The organism is Cyanobium sp. ATX 6F1, from assembly GCF_024346315.1.
Taxonomy (GTDB): Bacteria; Cyanobacteriota; Cyanobacteriia; order PCC-6307; family Cyanobiaceae; genus ATX-6F1.
The window spans coordinates 282,085-297,217 of record NZ_JAGQCS010000001.1 but is presented as its reverse complement, the minus strand read 5'-3'; the positions used below and the strand labels follow the sequence as shown (position 1 = coordinate 297,217).

At 55.4% G+C, this 15,133-nt stretch carries 11 protein-coding genes; 5 read left to right on the top strand and 6 right to left on the bottom strand.

The window, feature by feature from the left end:
• Window positions 1–122 precede the first annotated feature (122 nt).
• The 3 genes from KBZ13_RS01630 (at window position 123) to KBZ13_RS01620 (ending at window position 2,944) form a co-directional block, all read left to right on the top strand.
• Entirely contained in the window at window positions 123–500 is a 378-nt protein-coding gene (locus KBZ13_RS01630) for a hypothetical protein (RefSeq protein WP_255005286.1), read from the top strand.
• A 113-nt stretch (window positions 501–613) separates the two neighbouring features.
• Window positions 614–1,444 (top strand): orotidine-5'-phosphate decarboxylase, encoded by an 831-nt coding sequence (pyrF, locus tag KBZ13_RS01625; RefSeq protein ID WP_255005285.1) that lies wholly within the window; start codon window positions 614–616, stop codon window positions 1,442–1,444.
• 72 nt (window positions 1,445–1,516) lie between these two features.
• On the top strand, window positions 1,517–2,944 hold the full coding sequence (locus KBZ13_RS01620; protein ID WP_255005284.1) for a sensor histidine kinase: 1,428 nt from the start codon (window positions 1,517–1,519) through the stop codon (window positions 2,942–2,944).
• Here KBZ13_RS01620 and KBZ13_RS01615 read toward each other — a convergent pair.
• Both KBZ13_RS01615 and KBZ13_RS01610 read right to left on the bottom strand, forming a co-directional pair.
• The gene (locus KBZ13_RS01615; RefSeq protein WP_255005283.1) at window positions 2,901–3,320 is read right to left on the bottom strand and encodes a response regulator; all 420 of its coding nucleotides are present in this window, start codon (window positions 3,318–3,320) and stop codon (window positions 2,901–2,903) included. The two genes, KBZ13_RS01620 and KBZ13_RS01615, sit on opposite strands and share 44 nt — an antisense overlap.
• A gap of 74 nt (window positions 3,321–3,394) precedes the next feature.
• Window positions 3,395–4,114, bottom strand: coding sequence for a response regulator transcription factor (locus KBZ13_RS01610; protein ID WP_255005282.1), 720 nt, complete (start codon window positions 4,112–4,114; stop codon window positions 3,395–3,397).
• 45 nt (window positions 4,115–4,159) lie between these two features.
• On the opposite strand from KBZ13_RS01610, the gene KBZ13_RS01605 reads away from it, so the two are divergent.
• Complete coding sequence (locus KBZ13_RS01605; RefSeq protein WP_255005281.1) at window positions 4,160–5,014, top strand: ABC transporter permease; 855 nt, start codon at window positions 4,160–4,162, stop codon at window positions 5,012–5,014.
• A gap of 889 nt (window positions 5,015–5,903) precedes the next feature.
• Here KBZ13_RS01605 and KBZ13_RS01600 read toward each other — a convergent pair.
• Window positions 5,904–7,616, bottom strand: a complete 1,713-nt coding sequence (locus KBZ13_RS01600; RefSeq protein WP_255005280.1) for a tetratricopeptide repeat protein — start codon at window positions 7,614–7,616, stop codon at window positions 5,904–5,906.
• 1,134 nt (window positions 7,617–8,750) lie between these two features.
• Window positions 8,751–9,155, bottom strand: a complete 405-nt coding sequence (locus tag KBZ13_RS15690) for a type II secretion system protein (protein WP_315859587.1) — start codon at window positions 9,153–9,155, stop codon at window positions 8,751–8,753.
• A gap of 1,399 nt (window positions 9,156–10,554) precedes the next feature.
• Here KBZ13_RS15690 and KBZ13_RS15685 point away from each other — a divergent pair.
• Complete coding sequence (locus KBZ13_RS15685) at window positions 10,555–12,372, top strand: tetratricopeptide repeat protein (RefSeq protein WP_255005279.1); 1,818 nt, start codon at window positions 10,555–10,557, stop codon at window positions 12,370–12,372.
• Window positions 12,373–12,461: 89 nt separating this feature from the next.
• Here the strand turns inward: KBZ13_RS15685 and KBZ13_RS01585 are convergent, their stop codons facing one another.
• The gene (locus KBZ13_RS01585) at window positions 12,462–13,559 is read right to left on the bottom strand and encodes a hypothetical protein (protein WP_255005278.1); all 1,098 of its coding nucleotides are present in this window, start codon (window positions 13,557–13,559) and stop codon (window positions 12,462–12,464) included.
• The gene (locus KBZ13_RS01580; protein WP_255005277.1) at window positions 13,556–14,830 is read right to left on the bottom strand and encodes a hypothetical protein; all 1,275 of its coding nucleotides are present in this window, start codon (window positions 14,828–14,830) and stop codon (window positions 13,556–13,558) included. Before KBZ13_RS01580 ends, KBZ13_RS01585 begins: the two co-directional genes overlap by 4 nt.
• Between the last annotated feature and the right edge of the window lie 303 nt (window positions 14,831–15,133).

Sequence of the window (15,133 nt, the reverse complement as noted above, 5' to 3'; positions counted from 1 at the left end):
CCTTAAACTCATCTTCTGTAGTCTCTACACGATGCCGCCTTCGCCAGGCAAGGAGAAGCGCCCCCTCCCTGCGCCGCCGCCTGCTGACCACCACCCTGCTGGCGGTTCTGGCCGGATACGGCTTGCTGCTGGTTGTGCAGCGGGCGATTTCCTCCCAGGCGCGGGTGCAGGCCCATGAACAATCGGTGGCGTTGGTGCGCTCGGAGCTGTTGACCCGGCGCTCGCCTCTCAAAGGCGCAGCGGGCCTGCAGCAGTTACTGGGTCAGATCCTCAGCCCGGGGCTGCTGGTGTGGGTGGGTCTGGAGGAGGGCAAATCCTACAAACTTCCCAGCCCCAACGAGAGCTTTTCGCTGCCTGGCTCCGTGGTCAAGCTGGTTTCCAGGGCTGATGCGGCGGCCGAATCACAGTCAACGCCCCAGGAGTTCGAGCTCGATGGCAAGGTCTACGTCACCAGCAGCCAGCCGATCCAGCTGGAGGGGCGTTCAAAGGTGATGATCTAGGATGGATGAGTAGGTTGGCTATAAATGTATCGTTTCTAGCAAAACCTAAGGTGCATTAGAGGCCTTGTGCCAACCCAAATTCAAGCGAGCATGAGGATGTCAAATGCCAAGTCATGCCAGGACAGCGGCGCAACAAACCCATTACATTTAAATCCATGAGTAATCCAATTCCTGATTCAGGATCTTATCTTTCGAGCAAGATCATTCCCCCGGAAGACAGGCTTATCGTAGCGCTTGACGTGCCGACGGCCGAGCAGGCAAAGCAACTTGTTAACGACTTAGGAGAGACGGTAACTTTTTATAAGCTCGGATTGGAGCTTTTCATGGCAAGCGGCTATTTTGAACTTGTTGACTGGTTAGTTAAACAAAAGAAAAAAGTGTTTGTAGACCTTAAGTTTTGGGATATTCCACGCACGGTTGGTTCTGCTGTCCGGCGCGCCCATGAGCACGGAGCCTCTTTTGTCACTGTCCATGGGGATGATGAAATGCTGAAAGAGGCCGTGCGCGAAAGGAATGGCGTTAAGATCTTGGCTGTAACGATGTTGACAAGTCTCAATCAATCAGACTTGAATAGCTTTTATGGGATCCCGAATTCTATATCGATTGAAGAATTTGTCATAGGCCGCGCTCAGCGCTTTCTTGAGGTGGGCGTTGATGGTGTCATTTCTTCGGGGATTGAAGCTCCTGCGTTGCGCGACAAATTCGGCGATAGTTTTTTGATAGTATGCCCGGGAATTCGTCCAGTAGAGAATACTGACGACCAGAAGCGCACCGTCGATGTTGAAAAGGCTTTCCAAAATGGAGCGGATTATATTGTTGTTGGTCGTCCTATACGTGAGCCTGAAAAAGATATGATTCCATCGGAAGCAGCTAAAGATATTCAACGGAGAATTTCAAAAATTTTTTCTAGTCAGCCGAATTCCTTTGGCTACGGCGTATCATAAGTCGTTCTGATCGCTTTACATCAAGCAGGGTTTTGGTCAGTGATCAAGCCGGGTAGCCTTCCTTCGAAAAGCATGGAAAAACACCCCCTCTCCCTCCGCCGTCGCCTGCTCACCACCACCCTGCTGGCGGTGTTGGCCGGCTACGGCCTCCTGCTGGTGGTGCAGCGGGCGATCTCCTCCCAGGCGCGGGTGCAGGCCCATGAACAATCGGTGGCGCTGGTGCGCACGGAGCTGCTGAACCGGCGCTCGCCTCTTGAGGGGGCGGCGGGACTGCAGCAGTTGCTGGGCCAGATCCTCACCCCGGGGCTGTTGGTGTGGGTGGGCCTGGAAGAGGGAAAAACCTACAAGCTTCCCAGCCCCAACGAGAGCTTTTCGCTGCCTGGCTCGCTGGTCAAGTTGGTTTCCAGGGCGGATGCGGCGGCCGAGTCAAGGTCAATCCCCCAAGAGTTCGAGCTGGGCGGCAAGGTCTACGTCACCAGCAGCCAGCCAATCCAGCTGGAGGGACGCCCGGCCCAACTACGTTTTCTTGAGGATTTCAGCGCCAGTGCCCAGCAGGAGCGCAGGGCCCAGCTTCTGCTGATCGCGGCGGCCGGCCTGGCCACCCTGTTCACCAGCCTGTTGCTGCGGCCCGTGATCCGCAGCGGTCTGCGGCCGCTGGAAATCCTCTCCGATCGCCTCGAGGGGGTCAGCTCCGAGAGCCTGACTCGGCAGCACATTCCGGTGGAGCGTCAGCCGGCCGAACTGGCGCCGATCGCCTTGGCCTTCAATGATTTGCTTGATCGGCTCAGTCTTTCCTTTGAGCGGCAGCGCTCGTTCGTGAACGGGGTGTCCCATGAATTGCGCACACCGATCACTTTGATCGGGGGCTATGCCAGCCGCTTGCGTCGCGGTTCGGTGGGTCTCGATGGGGAGCAGCAGGAGCAGATCGCCTTGATCGAGGCCGAATCCAGGCGCATGGCACACCTGGTCACCGATTTGCTCGATCTGGCCCGCAGCGATGCCGGCAAGCTGCAGCTCGAGGCCAAACCCATCGATCCGATCGCCTGCCTCGGCAACGTCTGCGATCGTCTGCAGCGCCATGCCGGCAGCCGCCTGCAACTGGGCCCCTTCACCGAGAACGAGGGCTGCTTTGCCTTGGGTGATGCCAAGCGCTTGGAGCAGTGCCTCGCCAACCTGATCGAGAACGCCCTCAAGTACGCCCCAGCGTCTACTCCTATCAGCCTGCGCCTCAGCGCCACCCCTGAGGAGCTGCTGCTGCATGTGATCGACCAGGGCCCCGGCGTGCAGGCGGCCGACCGGCAGCTGATCTTTGAGCGCTTCAAGCGTGGCAGCAGCGCCGGCGATACGGCCGGCAGTGGCATCGGCCTGGCGGTGGTCGATGCGCTCATGCGTGGGATGGGCGGCGCTGTGTTCGTCGTGGATGCCCCGGGGGGCGGGGCCGATTTCCGCTTGCAGCTCAAGCGCTCTGCAGCGCCCGTTCCTGCCCTGGGCAGGGCTTGAGGCCCGGGAGCAGGTTGGCCAGCAGCTCGGGCAGTTGCTCGAGCAGGCTGGTCTTGACGATGTAGTCGTTGGCACCAGCGGCGATCAGTTGCTGGGAGCGTCCCAGGTTCCAATTGGCGCTGATGATCACGATCTGCCCCTGATGCCCCTTGGCCCGCAGCCGTTGGAGCGCCTTGAAGCCATCGATACCGGGCAGCACCAGATCCAGCAGCAGCAGATCGAAGCCAGGGCACTGGGGATCAACGAGCAGCTCCTCTGCCGAGGCGTAGACCGTGGCGGTGGAGCCCAGGTCGGCCAGTTCAAGGGCGAGTAGCTCCCTGATCCGCGGGTCGTCATCGACGACCGCCACGCTGAGATGTTTTTGATGGCCACTCATCGGACCAATCTGGCCGGCTTAACACGCCTTTGGCTGAGGGGGATCCATCGGTTGCCTGAGAGTTGGCTGAAGGCTCAGCCGCGGAGCTCCCCTTCCCGCAGCATGAAGCCCACGCCGCGCACGGTCTGGATCAAGGTGGGCTGGCCGGGGCCCTCGACCTTTTTGCGCAGATAACGGATGTACACATCCAGCAGGTTGTCGTCGCCGAAGTGGTTCTCGCCCCACACCTCCCGCAGGATCGTTTCCCGGTCCACCACGCTGTTGCAGCGCCTGAGCAGGCACACCAGGAGGTCGTATTCGCGCACCGAGAGCTGGATCGGGCGGCCGCCACGGCTCACATCGCGGGTGGAGAGGGTCACCGAGAGATCCGCCAGCACGAGCCGGTCGCGGTTGGCGGCGGCCTGGGCGTAGCCAGCCCTCCGCAGCTGGGCCCGCACCCGCGCCAGCAACTCCTCGATCGAGAAGGGCTTCAGCAAAAAATCGTCGGCGCCGGAATCGAGCGCCTCGACCCGATCGCGCACCTCGTCGCGGCCGGTGAGCATCAGGATCGGCGTGAACACGCCACTGGAGCGCATGCGCCGGCAGATTTCCACACCGCTGAAGTCCGGCAGGGTCCAATCCAGCAGGATCAGGTCGGTGGGCACCGAGCGCAGGTGGATCAAGGCCGACTGGCCATCGAAGGCCTCGTTCACCCCATAGCCCTCCACGCCGAGCTCCCCGGCCAAGAGGGCGCGAAGGCGCGGATCGTCATCGACGATCAGCACCTGGGCCTGGGTTTCTGTCGCGTCGCTCACACCCGATACGCTAGCCCTAGTGGCGCCGGCTTACCAGCCGTTTTCGTGGCAGCTCAGCAAGGCCGGTCGCTTTCCAATCGTCTGGCCCGCTGGGGGGTGGTGATCGTGCTGCTCTATGCCCTGGTGGCGTTGCTGACGCCGCTGCTGGTGCAGCTCGGTGCCCTTGCGGATCCCAACGCCGGCTTGGAGAATCCCATCAACGCCGCCCCCAGCTGGGCCCATTGGTGCGGCACGGATCGCCTGGGGCGGGATGTGGGGGTGCGCACCCTCGCGGGCAGCGGCGTGGCGCTGCAGGTGGTGGCGTTGGCGCTGGTGCTGGCCCTGTTGATTGGGGTGCCGCTGGGGATGCTGAGCGGCTACCTGGGGGGGGCCGTGGACCGGGTGCTGGTGCTGCTGATGGACACGCTCTACACCTTGCCGGTGTTGCTGCTCTCGGTGGTGCTCGCCTTCCTGCTGGGCCGCGGCCTGCCCAATGCGGCGGCGGCGCTGTGTGTGGTCTACGTGCCCCAGTACTTCCGGGTGGTGCGCAACCAGGCGGCCCAGGTGAAGGCGGAGCTCTACATCGAGGCGGCCCAGTCGCTCGGGGCCGGGCCGCTCTGGATCCTGCGGCGCTACCTCTTTCGCAATGTGATCACCTCGGTGCCGGTGCTGCTCACCCTCAACGCCGCCGATGCGGTGCTGATCCTGGGGGGATTGGGGTTTCTTGGGTTGGGGTTGCCGGAATCGATTCCCGAGTGGGGCAGTGATCTGCAGCAGGCACTCACGGCCCTGCCCACGGGCATCTGGTGGACGGCGTTGTTTCCTGGGCTGGCGATGTTTGTGTTGGTTTTGGGGCTCTCGTTTCTGGGGGAGGGGTTGGAGAGTTGGGTGAGTGGGGGTGATGCGGCAGGAGGGATCTGATAGGGTTTGATAGGCTTGGCGTAGGCGTGACATGCTCTAAACTTTCCAAGATAACCATGATCTTTGTGGACTGTCCATTCTCTCTAGCGATGATTTTGGACTTCCACAGATTTCGTGAATATCGATAAGGAAAAATCAGAGGAGAGTGTCAGAGTGTCGAGGAATACCTGCTCGTGACTGATTGAATTGGAGTGATCGTTCCTTGAGTGAAGGAGCTCGCAGTTGTCGTATTCATAAATCCAGCGCTGTAGCTCGCACTGAAGCTGTCGGGGTGAGAGCAGAACGTCAAACGTCATGCCCGTCATCAAGGCAGCTTCATTTTGATGGTGGAGAAAAACCCCTCCACCATGGAGATTTGTATGCAGCAAACCTGGCGGACAAATTGCCGAAGATCTGATGTGTGCTGAGCAGCTTGCGCCAGGCGGACATCCGGCATTACCTGCCCTGGTGAATGTGGAGCAGAAGGCTTTTTTGGGCTCGACCCACCGATAATCGAGGGGCTTGACCACCATGAAATCCTTCAGCCTTGAGTCCACCAGCAGAGGACACACCGGTCGAACAGATTAATAGGTACTACTATCTATTCCCAGCCGCAGGTTGAGCGTATGAAGACGATATTCCCCCATTAGCCAAGATGCTGAGATGTTCGAGGCGTCTCGCGACTGAAATTAAAGAAATGTCTTTACTGATGTAGAGATCAACACCATGAGTTATCTAATGCGGCGTGAACCAGCGCCTTGCGGTGGGATTCGCCGGCAAAAAAGCAGAGAGCGTTTCAAGGGGTGAGATCTTAAAGACTTGCCGTCTGAACCATGAAATTTGTTCAATGATTACTGCAAATAGCAATTGATAAATGAACAAGGCTAGAGCCCTGAATAACATGGCTTAATCAGGGGTTAAATCTTTTTTCTAAGTCCAGCCTCACCCGTTCAATCACCCCGGTCCAATCTCCTAACATGGTCTGGCGATAGAGCCTTGCAGAGGGGTACCAAGCTGTACGATCACCTACCAAGCCCCAGCGCCACTCGGGTACCATTGACAAAAGTAAGAGAAGCGGATGTCCCATTGCTCCGACAAGATGAGCAAGGCCAGAATCACTGGATACTACCACATCGCAGCATTTGGCAATGGCCATGGTTTCAATGAAGTCCCAAGCTTCGTCGACTTCCGATTGCGCATCAACGAAGCAATTACGAAATGAAATCGTATCCATCTGCTCAGAGCCATAGCCCTTCTGCAAAGATACGAAATGAATATTATGCAATGAAGCCAGCGATTCAAATACAGCCAATGGCAGTGAACGCCCGCGAAAAGTAGTGCGTTCAGCAGCTGGATTGCCTTGCCAGTGAAGGCCCACTAGAAATGAGTCTTTTGTCCTAAGGCGATCATGCCAGTGTTTTACTCGATCAGTGGGAGGAAACAGGTAAGGCGGATCAACTAATGGCTTTTCTGGCGTGATGCCAAATACTTTTGGAATACTTAGAGCAGGTATCCAGCCATAGGTTTTTCCATCCTCAAGCGTAGTAATTGCTCGAGTTTCAATTTGATCAAATAAGCCAGAGTTATCAGCAACTGGGGCCATTTTGGGAGGACAGAGCAGAACGGCTTGACGGCCATGATCTCGCACTAATTGACCGTAGCGCATAAATTGAATGCTGTCTCCAATTCCATTCTCATGCGCAATAATAACAACATCAGGGAGGCCATTTGCACTTGTTATCTCAGGGATAGACCATTCATCGCAAATATGTGGATCATCGCGTAGTGCTCTTCGCCATTCATACTCCGCCCAGCCAGTGGCGAAATCTCCCATCAGCAGGAGAGCGATTCCTAGATTTAAATGAGCCATCGAATGCATCGGCTCATGAAAGACTGCCAATATATAGCTGTTAATCGCGGCTTCTAGCTGGCCTTGAATATGATAAACTAGACCTAGATTGGAATGGGCCGAAGCTGAGCTTGGAGCATGCTCAACTGCTTTGTAATAGCACTCAAATGCTTTGCCGTAATCTTCGATAGCCAGGAATGTATTGCCTAGTTTTAGTATTTCTTTCAAGCTAAGGTCGCCCAATAATAAGGCTTGATCAATAAGCGCTTGAGCCTCTGGATATTGCTTGCGATAAGCGTACACAAGCCCTAGGTCAAGTAACGCTTGTCGAGACTTCGGATCATATTCTAGCGCTTTACGAAAATATTTTTCAGCCTCTTCTAAAGTTGATAAATCGAGAGCGATTAAGCCAATGAGATAATACGCTTTTGAAGCTCTTGGGCCAACTTGAGCAGAAGATGCTATTTGCACAGCTGTCTCAAGCTGCCCAAGCATGGCCATTAATCCAGCCTGCAATAGCTTGGTTCGTTGATCCGAAGGATTGATATCAAATGCCAGCCTCACGGTTTTGATTGCTTGATCAGTTTGCTGCAGTTCAATTTGAAGCTCGCCTATCAAGTAGAGAATTTCAAGATTGACAGAAGAGGTGGAGTCAGCCGACTCCAGCTCAAAGGCCATCAAAGCCTTATCCAATGCCGGCTGATGCTGGTGCTTTGATAGGAGGAGATAGGCTTCTTCTATCAATTGCTCCACTGATTCTTTGCTGGCTGACATACTAAAGACAGAAAGTTGCTCAATTAAACACCCAAATATGCAAGAGCAAGCAGGCGTAATTGTTAATTATTTTTAAGGGAGCTATTGCTGGAAGCTGTGACCATAGAATGCTAGAGGTAAATGTACCTATTAGAGTTTGGCATTTTAGCGCATTGATCCGCTATTGGCCAATCTGTCCTTGAGGGGTCATCAAGCCTATCTATGCAGACTTTTCTCGCAATCTGCGTGGCTAGCAACAGAGATGGATGCCATTGCCTTTAGTGATTCTTCGGCCATTCACCGTGCCTCAACAGCAGCAGCAGAAAATGCTATTATTAGTTCTTGAAAGCATACGGTCGGGCTTCAGTAGAGCAAATGGTGAGCGGCAGACACTACTATAAACAATTGGATAATGGCTGATTGGATCATCTAGTCCATACCCTGTGGTATAGGACGGTGAGAATTAGTGTTGCCAAGGTTTTCACTGAAGTCATAGAACAATCCATAAATTTGAATTTATGCCGTGCACTTGATCATATTCTGCAAAGTCAGGCATTCTCGCTTATGAGAACACCCTTGGCACTCGCTGGAGTCAAAAACCAGAAGTAGCCAATACCAGCTCATTTTATGATAATAGGCGTCAAGGACTTCCGTGTCATCATCATTTGTCTTGCCCGATTAGGCTTGGCGCTAATTGTCCTCATGTCACGCTAAATTAACTTGGCATAGATTGGCCAATGCTGAAGATTGGATGGTGTTAATTAATTCAAGTCAGAATATTCTTGCATTGTGATCCTGTTTGCCGACACTAAACTATCTTCGTTGATCTGGTTTGTTCAAGGACGTGGCCAACCAACATTTATGGACGGTTTAGCATTCAATGATAATAAATCAGCGCCACACTAGCTGGATGGAGGCATAGGCTCGAAGGATTATGTTCAAGAATTTTACATGTGTTATCCCCTGCGCTGTATGCTTCCTAGCAAGTATACCTTGTGCTGCTGAGAGGCAAAATGTGATCGCTTGCAGATACTAGTCGTGCATGACCATTGGGTAGGTTAAAACACATGTGGCTCATATTTTCGAAAAATGTACAAAAAAGCCGCTTAAATATAAGCGGCTTTGTGAGACTATTAAGGGAAGATTGTCGAACGCTTAGGCGCAGCTAAGTCCGCCATTGGAAGAGGCTGTGACGACAAAGCTGGCAGCAGATGCAGCCGTTGCTTGCAAACACTTCACTCCATCAGTCGTTCCACCAGACCAGGTGGCGTTAAAGAGGACAGGTGCTGAACCATTGCAAATTTTTCCCGAAATCGGTGTGGCTGGGAGCTGAGAAGCCTGAGCTACCGCGCATTCTTTAGCCAATCCGATGGCTTCGCCAACCGCAGCACCCGCCGCGGCCCGAACACGTGCTTGCAGATATTGAGGTAAGGCTACAGCAGAGAGAATGCCGATCACAGCCACAACAATCATCAGCTCGACAAGAGTGAATGCGGAGGCTGTGGCCCTTCTACGAGCCTGCAGGCTGCGGATGAGAGCCAACTGGGTTTTGGTGCGCATGGTTTTGGGTATCGCTCTTTCCAATTCTAGGCTCATGCTGAGGGCGCGTCCAGTCATCCACACACTGATGGAGCCTGCTGCACTGAGATCCTTTGGTGCGTTGATTCGGATGAGATATCTGCCAAAACCCCTGCAGTCATTAGCTTTTTCGGGTCAACGGACGGTTAAAGAGCCCGTGCACACCCTCTCAGCTGCCCTTAGGTGCCGCTTGATATCAGGGCAGTCACCTCTGCTTCTCGACGAGCTCTCACCATTTTTTAATCTTGCCATGGTTCCCGTGCCTTCACGGCAAAGAGGCTGGCCCGTACCTCACGTCAGTCTCCCTTGGGATTTGCGGAAAGCGTTTCGATTGAGGAGCGGATCCTGGCCCGTTACCCGCTTAAGCGGATTCGGAAGCTGGTAGATCTGCCTCACTGGCTCTCAATTGACTTAATCCTACCTTTTGTGATTTTTATGCTTAATTAGGAGCGCCGTCGGTGGTGAAGGCAGCGCAGTTGGTGTTGGCCTCGTTGTTGCAGGCTTTCAATGTGATTCACTCTGAGAGGCTGTGGGTTGAGCGGCTCCGCCGTAAGGTGCTATTTCTCTGGGTAGATGGCCTGACCATCCGATCGGTCATCCCAGCACCGATAGCCTCCGGTCAATTTCATCTACACCATGAATCGTGGCCAGCCTCTCAATGAGGCCGTCCTTGGCAAGTTTCTAGAGAAGCTGATGGGCGCTCTGGAGGCCAGCCTCTGTGCGCTGTCGGCTACTTCTGTGGGGATGGCAAGCTTTTGCAGGCCTTGGCCTCATACGCCTCCTTGAAGCGGACCATTGGTCGGGAGGATGGTTCGCCTCCGCCCACAGGGCAGGGTGAGGGATTCGGCGCTCCCCAAAAAAAGTGACGACACCGTGCATGAGGCGACTTCGCTTCATCAAGCTCAGCAACGAGGCCTCCCCGTTTCTGCATGGATTTCTCAGACGCAGTCTTTGCTGAAGGAGTGGCCTTGCTGACCCGGAAGCCCAATGCACATCCATTTCAGCGGTGTTGCCGATGCCACGTACTCATGGAGAACCGTCATGATCTTGCGGTCGGTTGACGTATGGTGGTGTTATAAACATAAAAGGAGAGGAGCGCGGCCAAGGCGATAGCAAGCTAGGTGGCTTCAGTCAAGACAGATCTTTATTAGGAAGTGGCCAAGTTACTAGGTACGGGCTCACGAGGATCCTGAGATGTTTTCTCTGTACAACGTGGCTGAATCGACGACCGTACTGCTCACTCTCTTTATGTTTTCGACATTATGATGGTGTCTGGTCTGTCGTCCCATGGGAAGGAGATGGAGACTTTTCTTGGTGAAGGTATCGGCTGGCAATGCCCCTCCCAATCAACTCGAAAAACATGTACTAGGGAGGTGTCTTTGTGAATCCTGGAGAAGAGCATAGCCTCGATCACGTCTCAGATCAGAAGCAGGCCACAAGCTATTACTGTCTCGGTAATGATCTCCTCGCTCGCGGTGATCACTCTCAAGCCATTGAGGCCTATGGCCTAGCGCTGTCCATCCGGCCGGAGTATCCAGAGGCACTCAACAATCTTGGGAACGGATTGAAGGCAGCGGGCCGCCTTGACGAGGCCATGGTCGCTTACCAGAACGCTCTGAAAATCCAACCCGATCTAGCAGTTGCCCAGTTCAACCTTGGGAACATACTCAAGGAACAGGGTAGGCTCGAGGAGGCAAGCATGGCTCTGCTTGGAGTCTTGCTGCTCAAACCAGATATGCCCAAAGCTCATCTCTTGCTTGCTGAGGTGCTAGAGGAGATTGGTGATCTAGAGCAGGCTGCTGAGGGTTATCTTAAAACCATTAGGCTTGAGCCTTCTTCAGCGGAGGCTTGGCGTTCACTAGGTGGGATTCATCGCTTGCGCGGATTGCTAGATGAGGCCATTAAGTGCTTCGATCGTGCGCTTGAGTTGCTCCCAGGTGATTGGCTCTCATTCACCAATCTCATGTTCTGTTACTCGATCGGCGGCAGGGAACACCAGCAGTTGCTTCTGGAGACCTCTGAACGCTATTGGCGCGAAATTGGTGTGCGAACAGCCACTGATCATTATGATCTGGTTTGGGCACTAGTAAGTGGGCAAGCCAGACCATTGAGGATTGGTTTTCTGGGCCGACATTGCGACAACTTATTTCTCAACTCCTTCCTCCGGCATTATAGCCGAAATGACTTTTCGGTCGATTTGATTTTTCTGACCAGGAATCAATCGATGACATCCTCGCCAATGGGAGCGCTGGTGAGCGAGGAGGTTTTCTTGGATGGTCTCACACTCTCTGAATGCCGCGACCTACTGCTCAGGAATAAGTATGACATTATCGTCGAAACATCAGGATATCTGGCCGATTCAGGGATCCAGATTCTTGCCGAACGATGCGCTCCGGTTCAATGCCACTATATTGGATTCCATGCGTCAACAGGATTGCACGCGATTGATTATTTCATTTGCGACTCCGAAACCGGACCGCCAGAGTTCGAAGATGTCTTCAGCGAGACCCTCTGGCGTTTGCCTCGCCCTTGGCTAGCTTGTACCTTCTCCAAACGACCGCCTCTTGCTCTCCCCCAGGCCTGGGGAGAAGAACCTGTGTTCGGATCGTTCAATCAACTCACCAAAGTCCGACAAGATACCTTGAATCATTGGGCAGCAGCCCTGCGGGCCGTGCCCAATGCGATCCTGCTGATTAAGGGTCGCCATGCAGAAGATTTACACCTACAGCAGAGAATCCTTTCCACGCTTCGAGGGCTAGATGTGGAGGAGAAGCGAATCGGCTTCCTTCCAGCTACCGCCACATGGGAGGAGCATATGGCCACTTACAACCGAATCGATTTAGCTCTCGACACCACGCCATGGAGCAGTGCAACTACCGGGTTCGACGCCTTGGCGATGGGTGTGCCACTTGTGGCGATCAAGGGGGATTGCATGGCGGCGCGCATGAGTTCGTCTTTGGTCTCGGCTCTCAATCGCGGGGGATGGGTTGCATCTTCACCAGAAGACTACGCCAGAATTGTCATAAACCTATGCGCAAACCTCAACGATCTTCGGTCGGCCAAGGCTGCTCGACAATCAGAATTTCTTGCCAGTTGTCTGTTCGATGGGGCGGATCTGTCTCATCACCTCCAGGAGGCATTTCAAGAGATGAGCCGGAGGGCTTATTTACACGTACAAGATGTGGAATGGACAAGATAATCAAGGCCCATCCGGCCATGCGATCTTTCCAGATTTCCAATCAAGGCTTCAGGATCCCTGTCCGATTCAACAACCCTCTCGTTGCAGCGTTAATGAAGCCGAAGTGGTGTGATCGCTAGTGAAAATGGAGATGGTTGCAATTCGCTGTTGTCAACACTTGGAAGTCGCTCCATCGTGGTCGGCAGGCCATATTTGTCATATATGGCCTCCACTTGAATTTGTGTAACCGACCCCTGCGATAACCAAGGGGTGATCTCGACTGGCCCGTCACCGGAGCGCAAAGAAACTATTTGGCAACGGTTCTTTGATGTAGCGGTCACTTTCGAGGCTATGCAAAGATCCGCTCCTTTCAATCCAGGGCCGAGCAGTGCTTTCACAGATAGCTCCCTTGAGGCAAGATTGGCTCGCGCCGATGCCGGAAGCTCTGATGGCTCGTAGCGATAGAGGCTCAATGCCCATAGTGCCCGCGCTCGTATCCGCATCGATCCGGTGGCAGCCTTCAAAGACTCTGCCTTTGGCAGCCACCATTGGTTGGGGGCAAAGACCAAACCATTCCAACGTGGAGATGCTGATTGCTGTGGCAATAGCGGGATGCGGCGCTGAAACGCTGCGAGGGAGCGGATCCATATAATGGCTTTCCGGTTCATGGGATACAGGGAATAGCCGTCTGACGTGTGTTGGCAACCGGTGATTTGACGACATAACTTAAGTGCTTCTATTGGGTCTTCGACGGCCCCGAGATCCAGAGCGAAGAAGCGGTAGCCGAGGCGCTGGGCCAGGTGGGCCTCCGCCACCAGTCCCTGGCTCGAAGCCTGGGTAAACAGGCTGTCCGCGGGGCTATGCTTGAAGGCTCCGTAGTTGCTGCTGATCCCGGAGTCGGGAAAGGTCTTGAAGGTGTCGTAGACCCCCTGGCGCAAGCGGCTTTCGACTACCCCAGTTTCCGGAAAGGTGGTGTAGGGCGCAAACCAGACCTTGCGCTCGGCCAAGGGCACTTCAGATAGAAGGGCGCTGAGTTTTGGACTTGATGTCTTGTGGGTGCTGTCTGTCTCTAGGAGTTGGTGGTGCTGCTGGATCGAGGGGAGCTCCAACCAGCGGCTGCTTGAAAGCAGTTCTATGCCGATCCAGAGAGCCAGTAGGCCAAAGCCAGCCCAGATCGGATCAATTGTCTGCGGGCGGGGGGTGTTCATTGCTTTTGCTCCGCCGCCCCAGAGCCCTGGATGTGTAGCCCGAGGCAGCGGTCGAGGAGCGCGCACAGCATCAGCACGGCGGCCCCGTACTCGAAGGCCGTGAAGCGGGCGAGAGAGCGCAGAACCGGGCTCACCACCACGGCGAAGAGCGTGCCCAGCCCCCCCATGGTCATCCAGAACAGGCCCACAAAGGTGGTAATGAAGAGCAGAAGCGCGAAAAACAGCAGGTCCCTGTGGCCCAGCCCATGGCTCCTCTGGAGGGGCGGGCCTACCTGGGGCGGCCGCTGGCGCTCCCGAGCGACGGTCCAGAGCGCCACCCCCCAGGCGATCGGAATCAGGAAGCTGCCCGTGGACCAGAAGTAGTTCTCCGTTCCGGTGCTGATTCCTCCGTCCTCCAAAGCCTTTTGGACCACCACCACCCAGGGGGAGGGGATCACCCAGGTGAAGGGCAGCAGTCCGTATTGGAACTGTTCGATCGCATAGCGGGGGGTGGCCCAGAAAGCTGGAGGTGCCGTGTCCGCCTGGGTCACCATTATCAGTTTGGGTACGTAGAGCAGCACCAGCACTGCCACAAAACCGGTGCTGAACAGCAGCCCCCGGCCAAGAATGGATCCCAACTGGCCCAGATCCACCGTGCGGGTGGCGGCGAGCAGCAGCAACAGGCCAAAACAGCAGAGGAGTAGCAGCAGGGTGAAGAACACGTAGTAGTCCTGGGTGGGCAGGCAGAGCAGCGCGGCGATCGCCCCCGCTGCTGCCAGGGTTAGGGGCTCGCGTCGGCTGCCCATGGATCGCCAGAGGCCATGGCAGGCCAGCAGCCCAGGAATCACAGCCCAGAGGGTGGCCAGGGAGAGGTGACCCACCCGGGAGAAGGCGCAGGGGGCCGTGGTGATCAGGAAGGCGGTGATCAGGCTGGTGTCGGGTCGAAACCCAGCCCAGCGGCAGGCCAGGGCCGTGAGGCCGAACGTGAGCAGAAGGCCTAGGATCAGGAACGCTTGGAGCGGGTCTAGGCGGCTGTGGCGGGCAAGTTGGCAACTCAGGCCCGTGACGGCCGTCGAGGCCAAAGAACCGGTGAACGCACCGAGATTCTGACTGCTTCCAGGCCCGATCCAGCCCAGCTGGAAGCGTTCAGCGACGCAGGAGCTCCCAATGCCGAAGCGTTCCCAGACCTGATCAGCGGAAGGAAGCGAGAGGCTCAGGAAGGTGGGCCACCAGGCGAGGGCGGCCAGGGGAAGGAGAGCCCAGGGGAGGAGGCGTTGAGGCGATCCGGGCAATCTGGGGTGCTTTTGCAAGGAGAAAGCCCCTTGAATGACCAAGAGACTAAAACCTGAAAGGCTGCTTGTTCTGGATCGGTAGCTGCCAGGGCCTTCTCCTTGCGGCGCAGCTCCTGTTTGAGCTGTTTGATTTCCCGCTGGTCCTGGTGATGGTGGCGGTCTTAATGTAGGGGGCGATAGCAGTTAACGCTTACGGCTCTTGCGGGCTTTGTATTTTATATCGGCATTTTAAAGTATTTGTTGTTAGCAGTAGTGATTCGCTAAATATTTTAACTAGGGGAAGTTGCAAGGCAGGCGGGCACC

Coding starts and splice junctions, on each gene's coding strand:
- pyrF (WP_255005285.1), top strand. CDS start 614: ATGCCAGGACAGCGGCGCAACAAACCCATTACATTTAAATCCATGAGT.
- KBZ13_RS01620 (WP_255005284.1), top strand. CDS start 1,517: ATGGAAAAACACCCCCTCTCCCTCCGCCGTCGCCTGCTCACCACCACC.
- KBZ13_RS01615 (WP_255005283.1), bottom strand. CDS start 3,320: ATGAGTGGCCATCAAAAACATCTCAGCGTGGCGGTCGTCGATGACGAC.
- KBZ13_RS01600 (WP_255005280.1), bottom strand. CDS start 7,616: ATGTCAGCCAGCAAAGAATCAGTGGAGCAATTGATAGAAGAAGCCTAT.
- KBZ13_RS15690 (WP_315859587.1), bottom strand. CDS start 9,155: ATGCGCACCAAAACCCAGTTGGCTCTCATCCGCAGCCTGCAGGCTCGT.
- KBZ13_RS01585 (WP_255005278.1), bottom strand. CDS start 13,559: ATGAACACCCCCCGCCCGCAGACAATTGATCCGATCTGGGCTGGCTTT.